The sequence below is a fragment of the Promicromonospora sp. NPDC050880 genome (genome assembly GCF_044456525.1).
Classification (GTDB): domain Bacteria; phylum Actinomycetota; class Actinomycetes; order Actinomycetales; family Cellulomonadaceae; genus Promicromonospora.
The window spans coordinates 453,518-473,177 of sequence record NZ_JBITFV010000001.1; the positions used below are offsets into that span (position 1 = coordinate 453,518).

The window sequence follows — 19,660 nt, forward strand, 5'->3', positions numbered from 1 at the left end:
GGCACCTCCTTGTCTCCACACTAGGCGTCTCCGGACTAGGTCGTCTCGGCGGGACGGCACGTCCGGACCCTGCCGCACCCGGTGACCGCACCGTCGTCGTACCGCCGACCCTGACCCCGTACGGTGGGAGCGGAGCACCGAGAATGGTCGGGACCGGCCTGATCGGGACGGTCGGAGAGGAGCACGGGGTGGGCATCGGCGCAGGACGGCGGGACCACGGGCTGGCAGGCGTGGCGGACCCGGAGGCGGGGACCGACCTGGAGGCAGGCACCCGGACAGTGACCGGCGCCCGCACGCCGCGGCGCCGGGCGGGCGCCCGGTGAGCCCGCGGGACCGCCGCTTCCCCGCATCCGTCTTCGGGGTCGGCGCGGAGCCGGACGCACGGTTCACCCTCGCCAACGAGCGCACCTTCCTGGCATGGATCCGCACGGGGCTCGCGCTCGTGGCCGGCGGGGTGGCGCTGGAGACGCTCGGTCTGGACCTGCACCCGGGCCTGCGGCTGGCGGCGTCCGTGGTGCTGATCGTGGGCGGCATCGTCGTACCCCTCATCGCGTGGACGGGCTGGATGCGCGTCGAGCGCGCGCTGCGTCGCGGAGCGCCGCTGCCGTCGACCGTCGTGGGTGTCTGCCTCGCGGTGGTCGTCGCCGCGGTGGGCGTGCTGGTGCTGCTCGGCGTGCTGCTGCGATGACGGTACCGACCCCGGGGACGCCTGGGCTCCAGCCGGAACGCACGGAGCTCGCCTGGCGGCGGACGGCGCTCTCGGTCGCGGCCGTCTGCCTGGTCGGCGCACGGCTGCTGCCCGCGCTGTTCGGCGACGCCCGATGGCTGCTGCCCGGCGCCGTGGGCACGCTGGTGGCCGGGTGGCTGTGGCTCGCGTCCCGGCGCCGGCACCTGCGGTATCCGCGCACACCAGGGCCGAGCCCCGCTCCCGCGCCACCTGGCTCGTCCGCCTTCGGCCCGGCGTCGACCGGTGCGGGCCTCCTCGCCGTCGCGGGGGCCGTGGTGGTGGTCCTCGGGCTGGGCGGTCTGGCAGTCGTGATCGGCCTGCACGTGGGCGGCTGAGCCTCGCTGCCTCTGTGGCTCCTGAGGTCTCCGTCCCCGCTGAGCGCTCCCCCGCCCGTGGTGGCTCGGAGCGTCCCGGCCGCCCGGGGCCACCTACCTGCTCGGCGCACCGGAAGCGACGTCCGCGGCGACCATGCGGCGGCCATGCGGCGACCACGTAGCGACCACGCAGCGACCACGCAGCGACCACGTAGCGACCACGCAGCGACCCGCTGGACACCGGGCCGCACGTCGGCTGAGGTGGGCGCATGCCGTTCACCCTCTCGCACCCCGCAGCGGTGCTTCCGCTGCTGCGCCGCCCGTTCAGCACCGTCGCCCTGGTGGCCGGCGCCGTGGCGCCTGACCTGCCGTACTTCGCGCGCAGGACGCCGATACCCGTGACGGCGCAGTCCTGGTACGAGCCGTACATGAACGCGACGACGTCGCACGGTCTGGTGGGTGCGCTCACGGTCAGCCTGCCGTACGCAGTGGCGCTGTGCGGGCTGTACTGGGTGGCGCGGCGGCCGGTGAGAGCGTTGCTGGCGGATGGCGCGGCGGCTGCGGCGGGTCCCACGGCCGAGACACGCGGCGCGGGATCACGTGCAGCCGGCGGGGGTGGGGCCACGGCCGGGACGCCCCGAGGCGTCGGAGCAATGCGACGCCGCACGTTCGGCGCCGTCGCCCGCCGGGCCGGCTGGGTGCTGCTCTCACTGTTGATCGGCGTCGCCACGCACCTGCTCTGGGACTCGTTCACGCACAGCGACGGGTACGTGGTCCAGCACGTGCCCGCGCTCACCGAGCCGCTGGCAGCCGGCCTCACCTGGGCCAGGGCCCTGCAGCACGTGAGCACGGTCGTCGGCCTGGTGCTCGTCGCGGTCTACCTGTGGCGCCGTCGGACCCGTCTGACCGATGCCGCGGGCGGGCGGGTCGTGGGCGCGCGGACGCTGTGGGTGGTCGGTGCGGTGGCCGTGGCGGGCGCCTCGCTCGGGACGATCGATCTGTGGGAGGGCACCGGGCTGACCGTCGGTCAGACGACCGAGGCGGCGCTCGCCGGGGCGGCCACGGGGGCGGGGGCGGCACTGGTCGGTGGGCTGGTCCTGTACGTGACCGGGTGGTGGGTCGCCCGGGGACTCGGGGGCCTGCGACGGGCGCGCACGGCATGACGGAGACCGGGGTGTCCTCGCCACCTCCTGTCGATCTCGTCAGCCACGCGGCCTGCTGCTGACCCGCGTCAAAGCACACCTGAACATCGGCTCGTGTCCTGGATGCACTCGGCGCCGTTCAGAACGGCGGCCGGTCCGTGTCGCGTGCCCCACCCCGGTCCGTCGGGTTCGCCGTTCCCGTCGTCACCCGCGGCCGGCGTCGGCCGCCCGGGGGTTTCAGGGCAGCCACGGACAGGGCGTAGCTCGTGTCGGGGTCGACGGCGTCGAGCTCGACGTGGGTGTCGAGCACCGTCGGCGGGCGCGCGTGCGTCCGGCCTGACGGTGCGGTCCAGGTCGTGATCCCGCTGACCGGGTCGCGGACCACCGCCCAGCCGCCGTGGGTCTTGAGCAGATGGTGTCGCCGGCAGAGGGCCTGGAGGTTGTCGGCGCGGGTCTGTCCCGGCGTGCCGGGTGCCTGCGCGCCGGGGTCGAGGTCATGGTCGAACGGGACGACGTGGTCCAGGTCGGCCCAGGTCGCCGGGTGCTCGCAGTGCGGGAACGTGCACGTCTCGTCCCTGGCCTGCACCGCACGGCGCAGCACGCTGCCCGGCTGGTACACCGTGGTCGAGTAGTCGGCCAGGGTCCCCGTGACCGGGTCGGTCACCAGCCGCTGCCACGTCGCGTCGGTCGCCACCGTCCGCGCCACCTCGGCCGGCAGCGGACCGAACCCGGCCAAGTCCGCGGCAGCGTCGTCCAGGCCCAGCAGCACGCCGGCAGGCACCGTCACGCGCACCACCGGGCGCGTCGGGATCACGCGGACCTGCTGCACCACCGGTCGCACGACCGGAGCACGCCCGCCACAGGTGCAGTCCCCACGCTCGGCCTCGTCGCGGGTGCCCGGGGCGTCCGCCTCGCCTTCTCCGGCGGGAGAGCCCTGGGCGCCTTGGGCGGGACGGGCGTCCCGCGTCCCGGGGAAGGCATCCGGCGCGCCCGCGCTCCCGCCGCCGTGCGTGAACCGGTCGGCCGGGACGAGGCGGCCGGTCACGATGCCCGTCAGGCAGTCCGCACGCAGCTGCCCGAGGTCCCGCTCCTCCCCCGCCACCCTCCGCAGCTGGCGGGCCATGTCGTCCACGACGCCCCAGACCGCCGTGGCATCGACCGCCGGCAGGTACGCCGACAGCCACGCCATGTCGTTCTCGGCCCGGTCCACCTGCACCGAGCGGCGGGTCACCGCGGCCTTGGCGGCCGCGTCGGCGCCGTGGCGCGACTTGGCGAAGGCGAGCATCTTGGACTGGAGCCAGCGCCACGTCCGCGACGGCGCCTGCGGCAGGTAGCGGACGATCGCCTCGGCGCGCTCCTCCACGGTCAGCTGCGTGGCCGACCGCAGCAGCGTCTGGGCCTTGCGCGCGTCGATCCGCCCGGCCCTCAGGGCCGTGATCACCGCAGGGTGGTCGGCCCCCGACTCGCCTCGCACCACCACCTCCGACGCCTCCGACCCCGTCACGACGAGCTCGCCCGACACCTGCGCGACCAGCGAGCTGTGCGCCAGGGGGTGCGACTCCCGCGCCGCACGCTCGGCCACCACCACGGCCTGCACACCGGCCGCCCAGGACTGCAGCCGTCCGCACGCCACGACGAGATCGCCCAGCAGGTCGTCGGACAGGTCGGACAGGACGGCGGAGCCACCGTCGGGGTGACCGCCAGAGCTGTCGCCCGGCCCACCACGCCGGGCGTCGAGCTCTCCGTCGAGGTCGACCGCCTCGGCGACGACCCGCGCCAGCCGCACGCCAGGCCCGCGCGCCAGCGCCTCGCGCAGCACCGCCGTCGGCCACAGCACCACGGGCATGTCGTCCGGCGGCAGGTCCGGGCCATGATCAAGACCAGCATCGGCCGTCCCGCCCGGCGCCAGGCCCGCAGGCGCATCGGCACTCGACGCCGACGGCTCCTCGGCCATCACCCGTTGGAACAGGTCCCCTTCGAACCAGGCGCCGTTGTACCAGTCCTCGTCAAAGGCCGCCTCGTCGGACGTCCGGCCGTCGGACACCGCCTCGTCCAACGTCCCGCCGTCGAACACCCCGCCGTCGTCGACAACCCCGCCGTCCACCGCGGCCCCGTCGACCACCGCGGCCCCATCGACCACCGCGGCCCCATCGACCACCACACCCTCGCGCACCCCGTGGAGCACGCCCACGTCTCCCGACCATCCCGCTTCCATGCACCCCTCCCCACCCTGACATCAGACCCAGTGCGCACATTCACCGGTCCATCAGCACATACCTTTCAGACGTTTGTTCGACCCTATCTCCTACCACTGACACGCACCCGCACCGGGAAGAACGGCAGTCCTCAGAACCCCCGGTAGTCCACCAGCGGTGTCCTCGGCCCCCGCCGCGGTGCCCGGTGCCGCCCATCCAGCATGAGCAGCCGGACCACCCGGTGCCGGTGGGGTGCGTACGGCGCCAGCAGCCGCAGCATGCCGGCGTCGTCGGTGCGCTCACCGGCCAGCGCCATGCCCACGGCCGCCGGCAGGTGGAAGTCGCCCACCGAGACGGCGTCGGCGTCGCCGAAGGCACGTTGCGCCACCTCCGCCGACGTCCACACGCCCACGCCCTGCACCTTCTCCAGGCGGGACCGGGCCTCGGCGGGCGGCATGGCGCCCGCCTCCTCGAGACGCGGCGCCACCAGCGCGCAGCGTGCCACGGTCCGGGCGCGTCCCGGGTCGACGCCGGCCCGGTGCCAGTCCCACACCGGCACCCGCGCCCAGGTGCGCGCGTCCGGGACCACCCGCAGCCCGCCCGGCACTCCCTCGGGCGCCGGGCCCGGGGCCCGCGTGCCGTACCGGCGCACCAGCCACCGCCACGCGCGGTGTGCCGTCACCGTCTGCACCCGCTGCTCCAGCACGGCCGGCACCAGGGCCTCCAGCACGCGACCGCTGCGCGGCATCCGCATCCCCGCGGCACGGCGGTGCGCGTCGCGCACCTGCGCGGGCGGGGCGAAGCCCGCGACGTCGTCGTCCTCGCCGAGCAGCACCGGCAGGGCCGAGGCGGCCTCCCGCGCGCCGTCGCCCCAGTGGTGCACCACCACCTCGTGCGGGCCCGCCGGCACGAGCCGCTGCGTCACCGGCCCGCTGCGCAGCAACGACGTGCGCCAGACCGTGCCGTCGGCCGCCCGGTGGAACGTCGGGTCCGCGGGCCCGTGACCGAGGGGCCCGAGCGTCAGGGCGACGTCGAGCCGGCGCGGCGACGTGTGACGGACGGTGAGCACCTCTCCAGTGGACCACGTCCCGCCGGGTGCTCCGTGACGGGTCGGCCGCCCCGTCACCCCGACTCCAGCCGCGCAACCTCCCGCACCACCGTCCTGACCAGGAGCGGGTGGCCCAGCGGCCGGAAGTGCCCCGACAGCGGCAGCTCCACGTTCCGCGCGCCGACCAGGTGGCCCGTCTCGGGGATGTGCGGGTCGAACGTGGGGTACACGGCCGTGATGCGGTCGTTGACGAGCAGCTCGCCCGCGAGCGCAAGCAGCACCGGGTCGCGCGGGTCGAACGACCGCAGCGCCCGCGACAGCATGTACCGCGCCCACCGGGAGCCCGCGAACGGCGTCGCGACGGCCACCATGCCCAGCACCCGGTGGCCCGCGGGCGAGAGCATGACGTGCTTGCCGATGAGGCCGCCCTTGCTGTGCGCCACGAGCACGACGCCGGTCAGGCCGGCGCGGTCCAGCTCGTCGGCCACCACGTCGGCGGACTCGGGCACGGGACGCCCGTTGTGGCCCAGGCCGGCGACGGCGTGCACGGGGTGCCCTGCCCGGGCGAGGGCGTCGGCGACCGGGCCCAGGAACTCCCACGTCTCGTAGATGCCGGGCAGGAGCACCACCGGCGCCGCGGCGGCCGCACCGGGCACCCGGGGTGCGACCGGCAGCGCCGGGGGTCGCACCAGGTGCCGCAGCTGCCGGTCCAGGGCCCACGCGTAGTCGGCGGCCCAGGCGCCGAGCCGGGCGAGCGAGCCGCGGGACGACCGGCGCCGCGCGCTCACACCGTGCCCCGTTCGGCGGCCCGCCACGCGTCGAGCACGATCCGGGCGACGCCGTCGGGGTCGGAGTCCATCGCGTGGTGCCGGCCGCGGACGGTGGACCACCGGCCGGAGGGCGCGCAGGCGGCGAGCCGGGCGGTCCACGCGGGCGGCGCGACCGGGTCGCGCTCGCCGCGCACCACGACCACCGGGACGGTGGCCCGGGGCAGCACCTGCTCCAGCCGGTGGTCCACCACGTGGCGCAGCTGCCCGAGGTAGTACGGCACGCTGCACCGGACCAGGGCGTCCACGACCAGCACGCCCAGCGTCCCGGGTGGTTCGCCGACGGCGTCGGCGGCGAGCCGCATCGCCTGGCGGGCGATGGTGCGGGTGCCGGGTTCCGCCGTCGGGCCGACCAGGACGCCGGCGCCGGCGACGCCCGGGTGGTCGGCGAGGAGCTGCCCCACGACCTGGGCGCCCATCGAGTGGCCGACGACGACCGGGGCGGGCAGGCCGGCGTCCAGCACGTGCTCGTGGACGTAGCGGGCGACGGCGGCGGCGTGCTCCGGGATGTCGACGTCGCGCCGCAGGTGCGGGGACGCGCCGTAGCCGGGCAGGTCGACGGCGTGCACCGCGCCGTGCGCCACGAGGCGGTCGCCGAGCCGCCGGTAGGCGCGCGCCGACGAGCCGACGCCGTGCACGAGGACCACGGCCCGGTCCGGGTCGGCCGGTCCGCGCACGTGACCGACGACGGTCAGGTCGCCGTCGCGGGTGCGGGTCATACCGTGCACGGTACCGGCGGGCTCGCGGGCAGGGTGCGGTGGCGCGCGCGGGCCTGCGGGACATGGCACGGGACATGGCACGGGACATGGCACGGGACATGGCACGGGATGTAGCACGGGACATGCCGCGGGATGCGAGCGGCACCGCCGGGTGTGACGGTGGCTCCATGCGGATCGTCGTCGTGGGGGCCACCGGGAACGCCGGGACGGCACTCCTGCGCGCGCTGCACGAGGAGCCCGCGGTCACCTCCGTGCTGGGCGTGGCCCGGCGTCTGCCGGACCGGAGCGCCGAGCCCTACCGGCACGCCGGGTGGGCGTCGGTGGACATCGCCGCCGGCGACGGTCCCGAGCCGGTGGTCGCCCGGCTGGCCGAGCTCTTCCGCGGGGCGGACGCCGTGGTGCACCTGGCCTGGCTGGTGCAGCCGAACCGGGACCGCGACCTGTTGCGCCGCACCAACGTGGAGGGCACGCGCCGCGTGGCGGACGCCGTGGTGCGCGCCGGAGTGCCCCACCTGGTCGTGGCGTCCTCCGTGGGGGCGTACTCCGCCGTGGACGACGACACCCCGCGGCGCGAGGACTGGCCCGCCCGCGGCATCCCGACGTCGCACTACAGCGTGGACAAGGCGGCCCAGGAACGGGTGCTGGACGAGCTGGAGGCCGCCCGGCCGGAGCTCGCCGTCGCCCGGCTGCGGCCCGCGCTCGTCTTCCAGGGCGACGCCGCCCAGTCGGTGGTGCGGTACTTCCTGGGCCCGCTGGTCCCGGTGCGGCTGCTGCGGTACGGCCGCCTGCCGCTGCTCCCGCTGCCCGCTGGCCTGCGCCTGCAGGCGGTCCACGCCGACGACGTCGCCGACGCCTACCGGCGCGTGGTCGTCGAGCGGGCTGCCGGAGCGTTCAACGTGGCGGCCGACGACGTGCTGCACGGACCGGACCTGGCTCGCCTGGTGGGCCACGGGCGGCTCGTCGAGGTGCCGCGCGGCGCCGTCCGCGGGGTGCTGGTGGCCGCCCACGACGCCCACCTGGTCCGCGCGGACCCCGGCTGGCTGGACCTCGCCGCGAGCGTGCCCGTGCTGGACACGTCGCGGATCCGCACGGAGCTCGGCTGGCGGCCCCGCCGGAGCGCCGCCGAGGCCGTCGAGGACCTGCTGGCGGGCATGGCGGTGGGGCGCGGCCTGCGGTCCGCTCCCCTGCACCCCGCCACCCACCGCCCGCCAGGCGACTCCGTGCTGCCCCTGCGGCACCGCGGCGACGTCCGGGTCCCGCCGTCGATGGACCGCGGCCTGCTGGGTCTGTACCTCGCGGACCACCAGGCGGTCGCGACCGCGACCCTGGAGCGCGTCCAGCTGATGACCGACCGGTACCGGGACACACCGTTCCACGCCGAGCTGGCCGAGGTGACCGAGCAGCTCCGCGGCCAGCGCGAGCTCTCCCGCGACCTGCTGGACCGCCTGGGTGTGCCCGCGCGGCGGTACCGGCAGGCGGCGGCCCGGCTCGCGGAGCGGGCCGGGCGGCTGAAGCTCAACGGGCGCGTGGTGCACCGCTCGCCGCTGTCGCCGGTGGTCGAGGCGGAGGTCGTCCGCTCGGCGGTGCTCGGCACGATCGGCAGCTGGCAGACGCTGCGTGACCACGCCGACGAGCTCGGCCTCGACCCGGCGCAGCTCGACGAGCTGATCGCCCAGGCCGACCGGCAGGTGGAGATGCTCGACCGGTTCCACGCCTATGCCCGGGAGCGGGCGTTCACGAGCCGTCGGCAGACGGAGGACGGGACGGAGCGCGGGTAGCCCGGTCCTCCCGGGCCGCGTCGCGCAGCTCTCGCCCGCGCTCGATCTCCCGCTGCCGCTTCGCCTCGCGCTTCTCGCTGGCACGGGCGTCCTTGGGCGGCAGCCGCAGCACCTCCTCCGCCGCGAACCCGCCCTGCAGCTCCCGGCCGCGTTCCAGCTCCGCGTCCAGCTCGGCCCCCAGCAGCAGGGCCAGGTTGGTGATCCAGAGCCACAGCAGGAACACGATCACGCCGGCCAGCGACCCGTAGGTGGCGTCGTAGCTCGAGAACGTCGCCACGTAGAACCCGAACGCGGCCGACGCCACCAGCCACCCCAGGATGGCGACGACCGCGCCCACGCTGACCCAGCGGATCCGCGGCTGCCGCACGTTCGGCGTGACGTGGTAGAGGATCGCCACCAGCACCACGACCAGCACCAGCACGACCGGCCACTTGGCGACGTTCCAGACGGTCACCGCCGTCGTGCCCAGGCCGACCGCGTCGCCCACGGCCCGCGCGACCGGCCCGCTGAGCGCGAGCGCCGCCACGACCAGCGCCGCGATGACCACGGCCACCAGCGTGACCAGCAGCAGCACCGGGCGCAGCTTCCAGACGGGACGGCCCTCGTCCATGCCGTAGACGCGGTTCATCGCGCGCCCGAACGCCCCGACGTACCCGGACGCCGACCACAGGGCCAGCACGACACCGAGGATCAGGGCGAAGCCTGCCCGGCCCCCGGCCCCGGCGGCGTTCTCGACGAGCGGCTGGACGACGGTCAGCACGTCCGGGGGCACCACGCCCTCCAGGGTGCCGATCACCCGCTCGACGGCCTGCCCGCCGCTGCCCACCAGCCCGAGCACGGACACGAGCGCGAGCAGTGCGGGCGCGGCCGCGAGCACGGCGTAGTACGTCAGGCCCGCGGCGAGGTCCAGGCACTGGTCCCGGGAGAACTGCCGCACCGTGGACCCCAGCACGTGCGTCCAGGTCCGGCGGTTCAGGTCCGGGGGTGAGTCGGGTTTGCGCCGGTCGTCCGGCGCCGGGTCGGCTCCGGTGCGGGCCGCGGTGTCGTCGATGTGGGCCATGGTGCCTCCCAGGACGGGTCCGGGACCGGCGGTGAGCCGGTCCCGGTGACCGGCGACGGGCCGGCCGTGGGGTACCTGTCGCGCGCCGACCGGCTCAGGCCGTGGAGCCGCCCGAGCCGGAGCGCAGGTCGGCGGCCGCCTCCCGGCCGTGCTCGCCGACCGACCGTGCGGCGTCCTTCGCCGCGTCGCGGACCGCGTCGACACCCTCGCGTGCCGGTTCCTGCAGGTCGTGGACAGCGTCGCGCGCCGTCGTCCGCAGGTCGTCCACCAGCGGGGCCGCCTTCTCCTCGACCGCCGCCGCGGCACGCCGCTCGGCGCGGCCGGCAGGGATCAGGGACGCGGCCGCCAGCCCGGCGCCGAAGGCCACCAGGCCCACGACCAGCGGGTTGCCCCGCGTCCGGTCACGCACCGCGTCCGGCGCCGCGCTCACGCCGTGGGCGACCGACGACGCCGCCTCCCGGCCACGGTCCGCCAGGTCGTGCGTGGCGGCCTGCGCGGAGTGCGTAGTGTCGTGCGCCGTGCCCATGACCCGGTCCTTCACCCGGCCCATGCGGGACCGTGCCCGGTCCGCCTGACGGCGCACCGCGTGCCCGGGGTGCACCTTGTCGCCCAGGATGTCCACGTCGTGGCTGAGCTCGGCCCGGGTGCGTTCGATGTCTGCTCGGATCACGTCCGGATCGTTGGTGCTCATGCGTTCCTCTCCTCGTCTCGTCGCGGGTGGTCTCCTCGCGGGTGGTCTCCTCGCGGGTGGTCTCCTCGCGGGTGGTCTCCTCGCGGGTGGTCTCCTCGCGGCTCGTCGGCGTGCCCACGCAGGGCGTCCGGGATCTTCCGGACCGTCTCGGCGGTCTGCGGCACGCCGCGGACCGCCCGCAGCTCGGCCCGCCCGCGCAGCGCGAGCACGGCCGCCACCACTGCCCAGACCGCGGCGACCACGAGCGCACCCCAGCCGCCGCCCAGGACCGACCCCAGCGCCCACCACAGGGCGAGCGAGCCGAACAGCAGGACCATGTGTCCCGCCACGCCCGCGCCGCCGAACATCCCGGCGCCCTTCCCGGCACGCCGGGCCGACTCCGTCGCCTCGGCCTTGGCGAGCGCCACCTCCTGCCGGACCAGCGTCGACAGGTCGCTGGTGACCTCGCTCACGAGCTCGCCCAGGCTCGGCAGGTCGCCCGCGGACCGGCTGGTCCCGCGAGCCCCGTCGGGTCCGGACCGCGTGTGCTCGGCGACGGTGGACGTGCCGAAGGGGTCACGTGCGCCCGGCATAGGTCTCACCTCCTGTGGCCACCGGCTCCGCGACCGGTGCGCGACCGGCGTCGGGGTCGTCGTCCGCGGAACCGTCCCGGCTGCCGCGCAGCAGCCTGCCCGCGAGCAGGCCTGCCCCGGCGGCGATCAGCACGAACGTGCCCGGTCGTCGACGGGCGAACGCCTCGACCTCGTGCAGCACGTCGTCGGGCTCGCGGTCCTCGAACCAGCGGGCCACGCGCCCGGTGGCCTGCCCGGCCCGGTCGACCAGGTCGCTCGCGTAGCCCGGGTCCTCGGCCGCGCCGGCCATCCGGCCCAGCTCGTCGCCGAGGGACCGGAGCCCGCCCGCGAGGTTGCGCTGCTGGTCACCCATGCGGGACCGCAGCTCGGACGTCGCGCGGTCGGCAAGACCGCGGGCCTGGTCGCCCGCCTCGTGGGCGACGTCGTGCACGCGCTCGCGGGCGTCCCGGGCCGTCTCGCGGCCCGCGTCGCCCACGCGCGACGCCGCCTCGCCGAGCCGTTCCTGGACGCCCGGGGGCTCGGGCGCCTGGCTCGGGGGCGCCGGGCTCGGGGGCGTCTGGCTGCCGGGCGGAGCGCCGTACGGCGTACCGCCCGGGAGGTTCGTCTGGCTCATGGTCGGACTCCTGTCGTCGTCCCGCCGGGACCGGCCCGGCAGGTCGTGGAGCACGTGCCACGGCGGGCTGTGCTCCACCGGTACGGCCGCTTCCTGACCACTCACCAACCTAGGAGGGTGCGTGCCACTCGCAACCCAGCACGAAAAGGGAAGGGGCACGACGGCCCGGTCTCTCGGTTCTGGGGCTGTTCGCCGTCGCGACGGCCGGCTTCGGCGCAGTCGCCTCGACCCTGCGGCTCGCCGCGGGGACCTCGACCGGGCATCCCGGCAGAGCCCATGGTGGTGACGCGCCTCACGCCGGTGTGAGGTGCGCCGTCTCAGACTCTGCCCTGGATCCGCGGGGCAGGCAACAGCAACGTCACGCGGCACCGAGGTGCGGGAGCTGGTCGAGGCGCTGGAGGATCACGCCCTCCCGCAGCGCCCACGGGCAGATCTCCAGCTCGACCAGGTCGAACACGTCCATGCACGCCTCGGCCACCAGCGCGCCCGGCACGATCTGGTGCGCCCGGCTCGGCGAGACGCCCGGCAGCCCCGCCAGCGCGTCCGGTGCCATGGTGGTCAGCTCCTCGACGCGCTCCCGCAGCGTGTCCAGGCGCAGCACCCGCCGCACCAGCGGCCCGTCGCCCGCGGGCGCGGCCCCGCAGATCCGGGCCAGGGACCGGAACGTCTTCGAGGTCGCCGCCGCGCGGTCGGGCCGCCCGCTGCGCAGCAGGCTCCCGGCGTTGCGGGCGATGTCCGCGCGCAGGTCGCGGCGCAGGGCGCGCAGCGACCCGGCGTCGGGCAGGGCGGGCGAGGCGAAGTGCGCCCGGGCCAGGCGGGCCGCCCCGAGCGGCAGGGACCAGGCGGCGTCGGGTGCCTCGTCGGAGCCGCCCGCGATCTCGAGGGAGCCGCCGCCGATGTCGAACACGGCGAGCCGCCCGGCCGACCAGCCGAACCAGCGGCGCACGGCCAGGAAGGTCAGCCGGGCCTCGTCCTCGCCGCTGAGCACCTCCAGCCGCACGCCGGTGCGGTCGAGCACCGTCTTCAGGACGTCCTCGGAGTTGCCGGCGTCGCGCACCGCCGAGGTGGCGAACGCGAGCGTCTGCGCGCAGCCCCGGTCCTCCGCGACGCGCATCGCCTGGGCGGTGAACTCCGCCAGCGCGTCCACGCCGGCGGGACGCACGGCGCCGGAGTCGTCGAGGTGCTCCGCCAGCCGCAGCGGCTGCTTGAACGACGACGCGGGCAGCGGCGCCGCGCCGCCGTGGGCGTCGACCACCAGCAGGTGACCCGTGTTGGAACCGATGTCGAGCACGCCCAGACGCATGGGACAGACGCTACCGGGCCGGTGGGCGGGCGCGGCGTGTCAGGGCCGTGTCAGGGCGGTGTCAGCGCGTGCGGCCAGAGTCCTCCGCATGACGACGAACAGCAGCTCCCCCAGTGCTCCGTGGTCGGGCATGGTCCCGGTCGACGACACCGCCCTGTACACCGTCGACTCCGGCGGCAGCGGCATCCCGGTCATCTACCTCAACGGCCAGTTCGCCACCCTCGGGTACTGGGACCGCGTGATCGCCGAGCTCGGCGACGGCTACCGGCACATCACCTACGACGAGCGGGCCCGCGGGCGCCGGTCGAAGCCCTCGGCGGACTACTCGTTCGAGTCCGTGGTCCGCGACGTCGACGTGGTCCTGGCGGCGCGCGGCGTCGACCGGGCGCTCGTGGTGGGCTGGTCCTACGGGGCCTTCGCCGCGGCGCACTGGGCCAGCCGCAACCCGCGGCGCGCGCTGGGCGCGGTGCTGGTCGAGGGCGCCGAGCCGAACGACTGGCTGGACGAGGCCATGGAGCGCCGCATCCGGAAGCTGTTCCGGCTGCTGCGCCCGGTCACGTGGCTGCTGCGTCCCACGGGCCTGACCCCGCGGCTGAACGCCGCGCAGCAGGCCGAGAGCAACATCGAGCTCGGCCGGATCGGCAGCGAGCGCGCGCTCGGCCCGGTCCTGGACGCCGTCACGGTGCCCACGCGCTACGTGCTGGCCTCCGGTGCGTCGCTCGGCAGCAAGGGCGACGAGCAGGAGAAGATCCGGGCCAGCCTCGGGCCGGTGCTGGAGCGCAACCCGAACATCGAGATCAGCGCCAAGGTCGCCAGCAACCACGACTGGATCCTGAAGAAGGACTTCCGCGCGGTCGCCGACGCCGTCCGCGAGGTCGCCGCCCTCGGCCACGCGGGGCGCTGACCGGGCAGGACGCCCGGGTGGCCGACCTTCGGCGACATGGTGGAGGCACGGTCACCCGGCGTGGCAGGATCTGCGCGTGCAGATCGGGTTGATCGGACCGTTCGAGGTACGCCTGGACGACGGCGTCGTCGCCGACGTGCCCGGCGCGCGCCTGCGCGCGCTGCTCGTCACGCTGGCGCTCGAGCCGGGCCGGGTGGTGCCCAAGTCCACGCTCGTCGACCGGATCTGGGGCGAGGAGCCGCCGCACGACGCGGCCGGCGCCCTGCAGCGCCTGGTCTCCCGCCTGCGCAAGACGCTGCCGGACGGCGCCGTCGAGGGCCACCCGTCCGGCTACCGGCTCCTCGTGGCGCCCGACGACGTCGACGCCGTCCGGTTCGAACAGCTCCTCGCCCGCGCCCGCGCCACCGAGGGTCCCGGACGGGTGCGGCTGCTGCGGGACGCCCTGGCCCTGTGGCGCGGTCCGGCGCTGGCCGACGCGGGGCTGGAGGGCCCGGCCGCGACGGCGGTGGCCACCCGCCTCGACGGGCTGCGCCTGGCCGCCCTCCAGGAACGGATCGACGCCGAGATCGGGCTCGGCCACGGCGCCGACCTCGTCGACGAGCTCACCGACCTCGTCGCGGCGCACCCCACGCGCGAGCCGCTGGTCGGGTCGCTCATGCGCGCCCTCGCCGCCGCGGGCCGCGCGAACGAGGCGCTGCTCGCCTACCAGCGCACGCGGGAGACCCTGGCGGACACGCTCGGCGTGGACCCCTCGCCCGAGCTGTCCTCGCTGCACGTGGCGCTGCTGCGCGGCGAGCTCGGGCCGCAGGAGACGGACCGCAGGACCAACCTGCGGGCCGAGCTGACCAGCTTCGTGGGCCGGGCCGACGACATCGCGGTGGTCCGCGACCTCGTCGGCGAGCACCGGCTGACCACCCTGGTCGGACCCGGTGGGGCCGGCAAGACCCGGCTCGCCACCGAGGCCGCGCGGGCGATGCTGCCCGACCTGCCCGACGGCGCCTGGCTGGTCGAGCTCGCGGCACTGGACGCCGACGGCGACGTCGGGCAGGCGGTCCTGGCGGGACTCGGGCTGCGCGACGGACTGCTCGGCGAGGGATCGCACGACGCACGCAGCACGACCCCCGCGGAACGGATCGTGTCGGCGCTCCGGGAGCGCGAGCTGCTGCTGGTCCTGGACAACTGCGAGCACGTGGTCGAGCAGGCGGCCGCGCTCGCCCACCGGTTGCTCGGCGAGTGCCGCCGCCTGCGGATCCTGGCCACGAGCCGGGAACCGCTCGGCATCACCGGCGAGGCGCTGTGGCAGGTGCTGCCGCTGCCGCTGCCGGACGCCGACGCCCGCCCCGGCGAGATCGAGGCGGCACCCGCCGTCCGGCTGCTGCGGGACCGGGCGGCGGCCGTGCGCCAGGACCTCGTGCTCGACGAGAGCACCCTGGACACGGCGGCGCGCGTCTGCCGCGTCCTGGACGGCATGCCCCTGGCGATCGAGCTGGCCGCCGCGCGCCTGCGCACCATGACGATCGACCAGCTCGCCGACCGCCTCGACGACCGCTTCCGCCTGCTGACCAGCGGCAGCCGCACCGCCCTGCCCCGCCACCGCACCCTGCGCGCGGTGGTCGACTGGAGCTGGGAGCCGCTCACGGACGCGGAGCGTGCGGTGCTGCGCCGCCTCGCCGTCTTCTGGGGCGGCGCGAGCCTGGAGGCCGCCGAGGAGATCTGCTCCGGGGGCGCCGTCGCGCCCGAGGACGTGCTCGACCTGCTCACGGCCCTGGCCGAGAAGTCGCTCGTGGTGGCCGACGGCGCCGGCGCGCCCCGGTACCGCCTGCTCGGCACCATCAAGGAGTACGCCGCGGGGCGCCTGGCCGAGGCGGGCGAGACAGACCGGGCCCGGCAGGCGCACCTCGCCCACTTCACCGGGCTCGCCGAGCGGGCCGAACCGCACCTGCGCCGCGCGGAGCAGCTCACGTGGCTCGCCCTGCTCGCCGCCGAGCACGACAACATCGGCGCCGCCATGCGGTTCGCGCTCGCCGAGCGCGACGCCGCGGCCGCCATGCGCCTCGCCGCCGGCGCCGGCTGGTACTGGTGGCTCAGCGGGCACAAGTCCGAGGGCATGGACCTGATCGTCGCGGCCACCGAGCTGCCCGGCGACGTGCCCGACGACGTCCGCGCCTGGGTGTACGCCCTGCTGTCCATGTTCATGAGCTCGGGCCTGGGCGACGAGCACACCGCCGCCGACTGGATCCACAAGGCCTACCGGTACGGCACCACCAGCGAGCAGCCGCACCCCGCGCTGCCGCTCACCGTGCCGCTGGAGCGCATGCTGGCCGACCCGGCCGACGGGCTGGCCGCCTGGGCGGAGGTGCTGGACGACCCCGACCCCTGGGTCAGCGCGCTGGCCCGCCTCCACCTCGGCAAGCTGCGCCTCGTCCTCGGCGACACCGGGCACGACGGGGTGGCCGACCTGAGGGTGGCCCTCGCCGAGTTCCGGGCGCTGGGCGAGCGGTTCGGCATCATGTTCGCGCTGTCCGAGCTGGCCGACGACGCCGCGGCGTGCGGTGATCTGGCCGGTGCCTGCGCGCACTACGAGCAGGCGGCCGAGGTGGTCACCGAGATGGGCGCCGTCGACGACCTCATCCAGATCCGGACCCGGCAGGCGCACCTCCACTGGCTCCTGGGCGACGCCGACGCGAGCGCCTCCGCCATGGCGGAGGCCGAGCGGTACGCGCGGCGGGTCACGTGGCCGGGCACGCTGGGTGGGCTCGCGCTGTCGCGGGCCGAGCTCGCCCGGTGGGCCGGCCTGCCCGAGGAGGCCCGCGCCCACCTGGCCGCGGCGTCGGCGCTGTGGGGTCCCGAGGGCGACGGCGCGCACATCCGCGCGGTGACGCACGACCAGCTCGGGTACCTGTCCACGGACCTGGGCACGGCGCGCGAGCACCACGCGGCGGCGTACCGGGCCGCGCTGGAGACGGGACACGCGCCGATGACCGCCATCGCGATCGTGGGCGTCGCCGACCTGGCGCTGCGCGGCGACCAGGTGGAGCAGGCGGCCCGCCTGCTCGGGGCGAGCGCGGGGACGCACGAGCACCCGGACTACCGGGTGCTGCCGGACCTCGCCCGGATCGAGGCGGCGGCACGGGACCGCCTCGGCGACGCGGGGTTCGCCGAGGCGGTCCGGCAGGGCCGGGAGGCCGAGCAGGCGGAGCTGGTCGCGGTCACGCTCGCCGGGTGAACGTGGCCCCGGCCCAGACGTAGCCGACCACGGCGATTGCCACGCACCAGCCGACGGCCAGCAGCGCGTCGCCCGTGTCCGGCGTGCCGGCCAGCAGGCCCCGCAGGGTCTCGATGACCGGCGTGAACGGCTGGTACTGCGCGAACTGCGCCAGGCCGGGCCCCATCGCGTCGGCGGGGACGATGGCGCTGCTGAAGAACGGCAGCATCACCAGCGGCACGGAGGCCAGACCGGCGGTCTCCGGGGAGCGTGCGGCCAGGCCGAGGGCGACGGTCAGCCAGCCCGTGGCGCACCCGAGCAGCACCACCAGGCCGGCCACGCCGAGCCACTCCAGGAGCCCGGCCGCCGGGCTGAACCCGAGCAGCAGGGCCACCCCGACCAGGGCCGCGACGGCCACGACGTTGGTCAGCACGCTGGTCACCACGTGCCCGGTCAGCACCGCGCCGCGCGAGACGTCCATGACCTTGAACCGGTTGATGATGCCCTTGGTCATGTCGGAGTTCGCGGCCGTCGCGGTGGAGCCCAGGCCGTAGCAGACGGCCAGCAGCATGAGGCCGGGCGTCGCGTAGTCGACGTAGTCGACGCCGACGTCGAAGGCGTCGCCGAACATGTACACGAACATCAGCAGGATGATGATCGGCATCAGGACGGCGTTGAACACGGTGGTCGGGTTGCGGGCGACGTGCTTCAGGTTGCGGCGCAGCATGACGAGCGCGTGGGGCCGGGTGCTCATGGCGCTACCTCCGTGGTCGGGGTGGTCGGGGTGGTCGGGACGTGGCCCGTCAGGGCGAGGAACACGTCGTCGAGGTCGGGGGTGTGCACGGAGAGCTCCTGGGCGCTCAGCGCGTACTCGTCGAGCCGGTCCAGCAGGGCCCGCAGCGACCGGGTGCCGCCGTCGCCGGGCACGCGCAGGGTCAGCTCGGCGTCGTCGGGTGTGGCGTCCGCCAGGACCCGGGCCGCGGCGTCGAGCTCGGCCGCCGAGGCGAACCGGAGCCGCACGTGGGAGCCGGGCACCAGGCGCTTGAGCTCGGCGGCGGTGCCCTGGGCGACGATGCGGCCGTGGTCGAGGACGGCGATCCGGTCGGCGAGCTGGTCCGCCTCCTCCAGGTACTGCGTGGTGAGGAAGATGGTGACGCCGTCGGCCACGAGGTCGCGGATGATCGACCACATGGTGCGCCGGCTGCGCGGGTCCAGGCCCGTGGTCGGTTCGTCCAGGAAGATGATCCGGGGGTCGCCCACGAGCGTCATCGCCAGGTCGAGCTTGCGGCGCATGCCGCCCGAGTAGGTGGCCGCCGGCTTGTCCGCCGACCCGGTCAGCTCGAACCGCTCCAGCAGGTCGGCGACCACGTGCCGGCCGCCGGCCGCGGACCGGTTCAGGTCCACCATGAGCTCCAGGTTCTCCCGCCCGGTGAGCAGCTCGTCCACGGCGGCGAACTGGCCGGTGACGCCGATGGCGGCACGCACCGCCCGGGCCTGCGTCGCCAGGTCGTGCCCGGCCACCCGGGCCGTGCCGCCGTCGGCCCGTACGAGCGTGGTGAGCACGTTGACAGTGGTGGTCTTGCCGGCGCCGTTGGGGCCGAGGAGGGAGAAGATCGTGCCCTCCTCGACGGCGAGGTCCACGCCGTCGAGCACCGTCTTGTCCTTGAACGTCTTGCGCAGCCCGGAGACCGCGATGGCCGGCGTCGTCATCACATGGCCCCCAGCAGCAGCGCGACGGTGCCGCCGGTCGACATCAGCAGGGTGGTGCCGACGTGCATGCCGATGGACAGGCGCAGGTCCTGCTTCTTCCAGACGAACCAGGGTCCGGGGAAGAAGAAGATCACGCGGGACAGGAACACCCACGGCGACCACAGGTGGTAGAGCGAGAACAGCACCGTGCTGAGCACCGGCGCCCAGGCGCCGAGGTGCGCGATCCGCGGCAGGAGGAACCCGCGGAACCAGTACTCCTCGATGAGCGGCAGCGTGAACCCGGTGAACGGGATGGACGCGGCCAGGGTGGCGATCATGACCGTGCGGTCGGTGCCGTCCAGGTAGGTGGTGGCGCTGGCGCCCGCGTCGTCGAACGGGATCCACGTGAAGAACGCGTCGTACACGACGGCGTCGAGGGCGGTGAGCAGCGACGAGACGACCACGAACCACACGATCAGGCCCGCGACCATGGCCACGAGGCGGCCGCGCGGCACCGGCTTGTCCAGGTAGCCCAGCACGCCGCGCAGCGAGTACCGGCCGGTGCGCCGGCGGCCCAGCCACAGCAGGAGTCCCTGGAGCGGGAAGAGCACCACGGTCAGGGCGATCGCCCAGCCGAGGAACGACGGAAGGTCGAGGGCCCGCATGAGCGGCTGGGCGAGCAGCAGGTAGACCGCGACGATCAGGACGCCGGGGACGAGGTGCAGGGCGATCGAGAGGGGCAGGGAGTGGCGGTCGGCGAGCAGCAGCTCGGCGAAGCGGTTCGGCCGGACGCCCGGCAGGGCGGTGGGGTGCGGTGTGTTGTCCATGCCGCAGATGTTTGCGGCCGGTCCGGACACGACCCTGACACGGCGC

General features: G+C 75.6%; 19 protein-coding genes. 7 read left to right on the forward strand and 12 right to left on the reverse strand.

The genetic code is table 11. The features are described 5' to 3' along the window. The first annotated feature begins 188 nt into the window (after positions 1 to 188). From ACIBBF_RS02145 to ACIBBF_RS02160, 4 genes are all read left to right on the forward strand, one after another. Positions 189 to 323: a hypothetical protein gene (locus tag ACIBBF_RS02145; protein WP_397409997.1), complete on the forward strand. Its 135-nt coding sequence runs from the start codon at positions 189 to 191 to the stop codon at positions 321 to 323. Beyond that, the gene (locus ACIBBF_RS02150; RefSeq protein ID WP_397409999.1) at positions 320 to 688 is read left to right on the forward strand and encodes a YidH family protein; all 369 of its coding nucleotides are present in this window, start codon (positions 320 to 322) and stop codon (positions 686 to 688) included. The genes ACIBBF_RS02145 and ACIBBF_RS02150 overlap by 4 nt, the downstream gene beginning before the upstream one ends. Further along, positions 685 to 1,062, forward strand: coding sequence for a DUF202 domain-containing protein (locus ACIBBF_RS02155; protein ID WP_397410001.1), 378 nt, complete (start codon positions 685 to 687; stop codon positions 1,060 to 1,062). The genes ACIBBF_RS02150 and ACIBBF_RS02155 overlap by 4 nt, the downstream gene beginning before the upstream one ends. Before the next feature lie 248 nt (positions 1,063 to 1,310). Continuing rightward, positions 1,311 to 2,204: a DUF4184 family protein gene (locus ACIBBF_RS02160; RefSeq protein WP_397410003.1), complete on the forward strand. Its 894-nt coding sequence runs from the start codon at positions 1,311 to 1,313 to the stop codon at positions 2,202 to 2,204. Between the two features lie 118 nt (positions 2,205 to 2,322). On the opposite strand, the gene ACIBBF_RS02165 is transcribed toward ACIBBF_RS02160, so the two are convergent. The 4 genes from ACIBBF_RS02165 to ACIBBF_RS02180 all read right to left on the reverse strand — a co-directional run bounded on the left by ACIBBF_RS02165 (position 2,323) and on the right by ACIBBF_RS02180 (position 6,972). Further along, on the reverse strand, positions 2,323 to 4,398 hold the full coding sequence (locus tag ACIBBF_RS02165) for an HNH endonuclease (RefSeq protein ID WP_397410005.1): 2,076 nt from the start codon (positions 4,396 to 4,398) through the stop codon (positions 2,323 to 2,325). Between the two features lie 131 nt (positions 4,399 to 4,529). Next, complete coding sequence (locus ACIBBF_RS02170; RefSeq protein ID WP_397410007.1) at positions 4,530 to 5,447, reverse strand: DNA-3-methyladenine glycosylase family protein; 918 nt, start codon at positions 5,445 to 5,447, stop codon at positions 4,530 to 4,532. A 53-nt stretch (positions 5,448 to 5,500) separates the two neighbouring features. Next, positions 5,501 to 6,214 (reverse strand): esterase/lipase family protein, encoded by a 714-nt coding sequence (locus tag ACIBBF_RS02175; RefSeq protein ID WP_397410008.1) that lies wholly within the window; start codon positions 6,212 to 6,214, stop codon positions 5,501 to 5,503. Then, positions 6,211 to 6,972, reverse strand: a complete 762-nt coding sequence (locus ACIBBF_RS02180; RefSeq protein WP_397410010.1) for an alpha/beta fold hydrolase — start codon at positions 6,970 to 6,972, stop codon at positions 6,211 to 6,213. Before ACIBBF_RS02180 ends, ACIBBF_RS02175 begins: the two co-directional genes overlap by 4 nt. Before the next feature lie 167 nt (positions 6,973 to 7,139). Here ACIBBF_RS02180 and ACIBBF_RS02185 point away from each other — a divergent pair, with 167 nt between their 5' ends. After that, positions 7,140 to 8,750 (forward strand): NAD-dependent epimerase/dehydratase family protein, encoded by a 1,611-nt coding sequence (locus ACIBBF_RS02185; RefSeq protein WP_397410012.1) that lies wholly within the window; start codon positions 7,140 to 7,142, stop codon positions 8,748 to 8,750. Here the strand turns inward: ACIBBF_RS02185 and ACIBBF_RS02190 are convergent. The 5 genes from ACIBBF_RS02190 to ACIBBF_RS02210 form a co-directional block, all read right to left on the reverse strand. After that, entirely contained in the window at positions 8,707 to 9,810 is a 1,104-nt protein-coding gene (locus tag ACIBBF_RS02190; protein ID WP_397410014.1) for a YihY/virulence factor BrkB family protein, read from the reverse strand. The genes ACIBBF_RS02185 and ACIBBF_RS02190 overlap by 44 nt on opposite strands. Positions 9,811 to 9,904: 94 nt before the next feature. Continuing rightward, entirely contained in the window at positions 9,905 to 10,501 is a 597-nt protein-coding gene (locus ACIBBF_RS02195) for a DUF3618 domain-containing protein (RefSeq protein WP_397410016.1), read from the reverse strand. Then, positions 10,498 to 11,073: a phage holin family protein gene (locus ACIBBF_RS02200; RefSeq protein WP_397410018.1), complete on the reverse strand. Its 576-nt coding sequence runs from the start codon at positions 11,071 to 11,073 to the stop codon at positions 10,498 to 10,500. The genes ACIBBF_RS02195 and ACIBBF_RS02200 overlap by 4 nt, the downstream gene beginning before the upstream one ends. Beyond that, positions 11,057 to 11,686, reverse strand: coding sequence for a hypothetical protein (locus ACIBBF_RS02205; RefSeq protein WP_397410020.1), 630 nt, complete (start codon positions 11,684 to 11,686; stop codon positions 11,057 to 11,059). The genes ACIBBF_RS02200 and ACIBBF_RS02205 overlap by 17 nt, the downstream gene beginning before the upstream one ends. A gap of 358 nt (positions 11,687 to 12,044) precedes the next feature. Further along, positions 12,045 to 12,989, reverse strand: coding sequence for a Ppx/GppA family phosphatase (locus ACIBBF_RS02210; RefSeq protein WP_397410022.1), 945 nt, complete (start codon positions 12,987 to 12,989; stop codon positions 12,045 to 12,047). A gap of 88 nt (positions 12,990 to 13,077) precedes the next feature. Here ACIBBF_RS02210 and ACIBBF_RS02215 point away from each other — a divergent pair, with 88 nt between their 5' ends. Both ACIBBF_RS02215 and ACIBBF_RS02220 read left to right on the forward strand, forming a co-directional pair. Then, positions 13,078 to 13,893, forward strand: coding sequence for an alpha/beta fold hydrolase (locus ACIBBF_RS02215; protein ID WP_397410024.1), 816 nt, complete (start codon positions 13,078 to 13,080; stop codon positions 13,891 to 13,893). 76 nt (positions 13,894 to 13,969) lie between these two features. Next, positions 13,970 to 17,119, forward strand: coding sequence for a BTAD domain-containing putative transcriptional regulator (locus ACIBBF_RS02220; RefSeq protein WP_397410026.1), 3,150 nt, complete (start codon positions 13,970 to 13,972; stop codon positions 17,117 to 17,119). Here the strand turns inward: ACIBBF_RS02220 and ACIBBF_RS02225 are convergent. From ACIBBF_RS02225 to ACIBBF_RS02235, 3 genes are read right to left on the reverse strand one after another with little or no spacing between them, the layout of a single operon-like run. Beyond that, entirely contained in the window at positions 17,103 to 17,852 is a 750-nt protein-coding gene (locus ACIBBF_RS02225) for an ABC transporter permease (RefSeq protein WP_397410028.1), read from the reverse strand. The genes ACIBBF_RS02220 and ACIBBF_RS02225 overlap by 17 nt on opposite strands. Further along, the gene (locus ACIBBF_RS02230) at positions 17,849 to 18,808 is read right to left on the reverse strand and encodes an ATP-binding cassette domain-containing protein (protein ID WP_397410030.1); all 960 of its coding nucleotides are present in this window, start codon (positions 18,806 to 18,808) and stop codon (positions 17,849 to 17,851) included. The genes ACIBBF_RS02225 and ACIBBF_RS02230 overlap by 4 nt, the downstream gene beginning before the upstream one ends. Then, a complete protein-coding gene (locus ACIBBF_RS02235) occupies positions 18,808 to 19,614 on the reverse strand; it encodes a lysostaphin resistance A-like protein (protein WP_397410032.1) in 807 nt (268 codons plus the stop codon). The genes ACIBBF_RS02230 and ACIBBF_RS02235 overlap by 1 nt, the downstream gene beginning before the upstream one ends. Between the last annotated feature and the right edge of the window lie 46 nt (positions 19,615 to 19,660).

What these genes read in the sequence shown, in the direction of transcription:
- ACIBBF_RS02155 (WP_397410001.1), top strand. Translation starts at nt 685, where the DNA reads ATGACGGTACCGACCCCGGGGACGCCTGGGCTCCAGCCGGAACGCACG.
- ACIBBF_RS02160 (WP_397410003.1), top strand. Translation starts at nt 1,311, where the DNA reads ATGCCGTTCACCCTCTCGCACCCCGCAGCGGTGCTTCCGCTGCTGCGC.
- ACIBBF_RS02165 (WP_397410005.1), bottom strand. Translation starts at nt 4,398, where the DNA reads ATGGAAGCGGGATGGTCGGGAGACGTGGGCGTGCTCCACGGGGTGCGC.
- ACIBBF_RS02180 (WP_397410010.1), bottom strand. Translation starts at nt 6,972, where the DNA reads ATGACCCGCACCCGCGACGGCGACCTGACCGTCGTCGGTCACGTGCGC.
- ACIBBF_RS02185 (WP_397410012.1), top strand. Translation starts at nt 7,140, where the DNA reads ATGCGGATCGTCGTCGTGGGGGCCACCGGGAACGCCGGGACGGCACTC.
- ACIBBF_RS02190 (WP_397410014.1), bottom strand. Translation starts at nt 9,810, where the DNA reads ATGGCCCACATCGACGACACCGCGGCCCGCACCGGAGCCGACCCGGCG.
- ACIBBF_RS02195 (WP_397410016.1), bottom strand. Translation starts at nt 10,501, where the DNA reads ATGAGCACCAACGATCCGGACGTGATCCGAGCAGACATCGAACGCACC.
- ACIBBF_RS02200 (WP_397410018.1), bottom strand. Translation starts at nt 11,073, where the DNA reads ATGCCGGGCGCACGTGACCCCTTCGGCACGTCCACCGTCGCCGAGCAC.
- ACIBBF_RS02205 (WP_397410020.1), bottom strand. Translation starts at nt 11,686, where the DNA reads ATGAGCCAGACGAACCTCCCGGGCGGTACGCCGTACGGCGCTCCGCCC.
- ACIBBF_RS02210 (WP_397410022.1), bottom strand. Translation starts at nt 12,989, where the DNA reads ATGCGTCTGGGCGTGCTCGACATCGGTTCCAACACGGGTCACCTGCTG.
- ACIBBF_RS02215 (WP_397410024.1), top strand. Translation starts at nt 13,078, where the DNA reads ATGACGACGAACAGCAGCTCCCCCAGTGCTCCGTGGTCGGGCATGGTC.
- ACIBBF_RS02225 (WP_397410028.1), bottom strand. Translation starts at nt 17,852, where the DNA reads ATGAGCACCCGGCCCCACGCGCTCGTCATGCTGCGCCGCAACCTGAAG.
- ACIBBF_RS02230 (WP_397410030.1), bottom strand. Translation starts at nt 18,808, where the DNA reads ATGACGACGCCGGCCATCGCGGTCTCCGGGCTGCGCAAGACGTTCAAG.
- ACIBBF_RS02235 (WP_397410032.1), bottom strand. Translation starts at nt 19,614, where the DNA reads ATGGACAACACACCGCACCCCACCGCCCTGCCGGGCGTCCGGCCGAAC.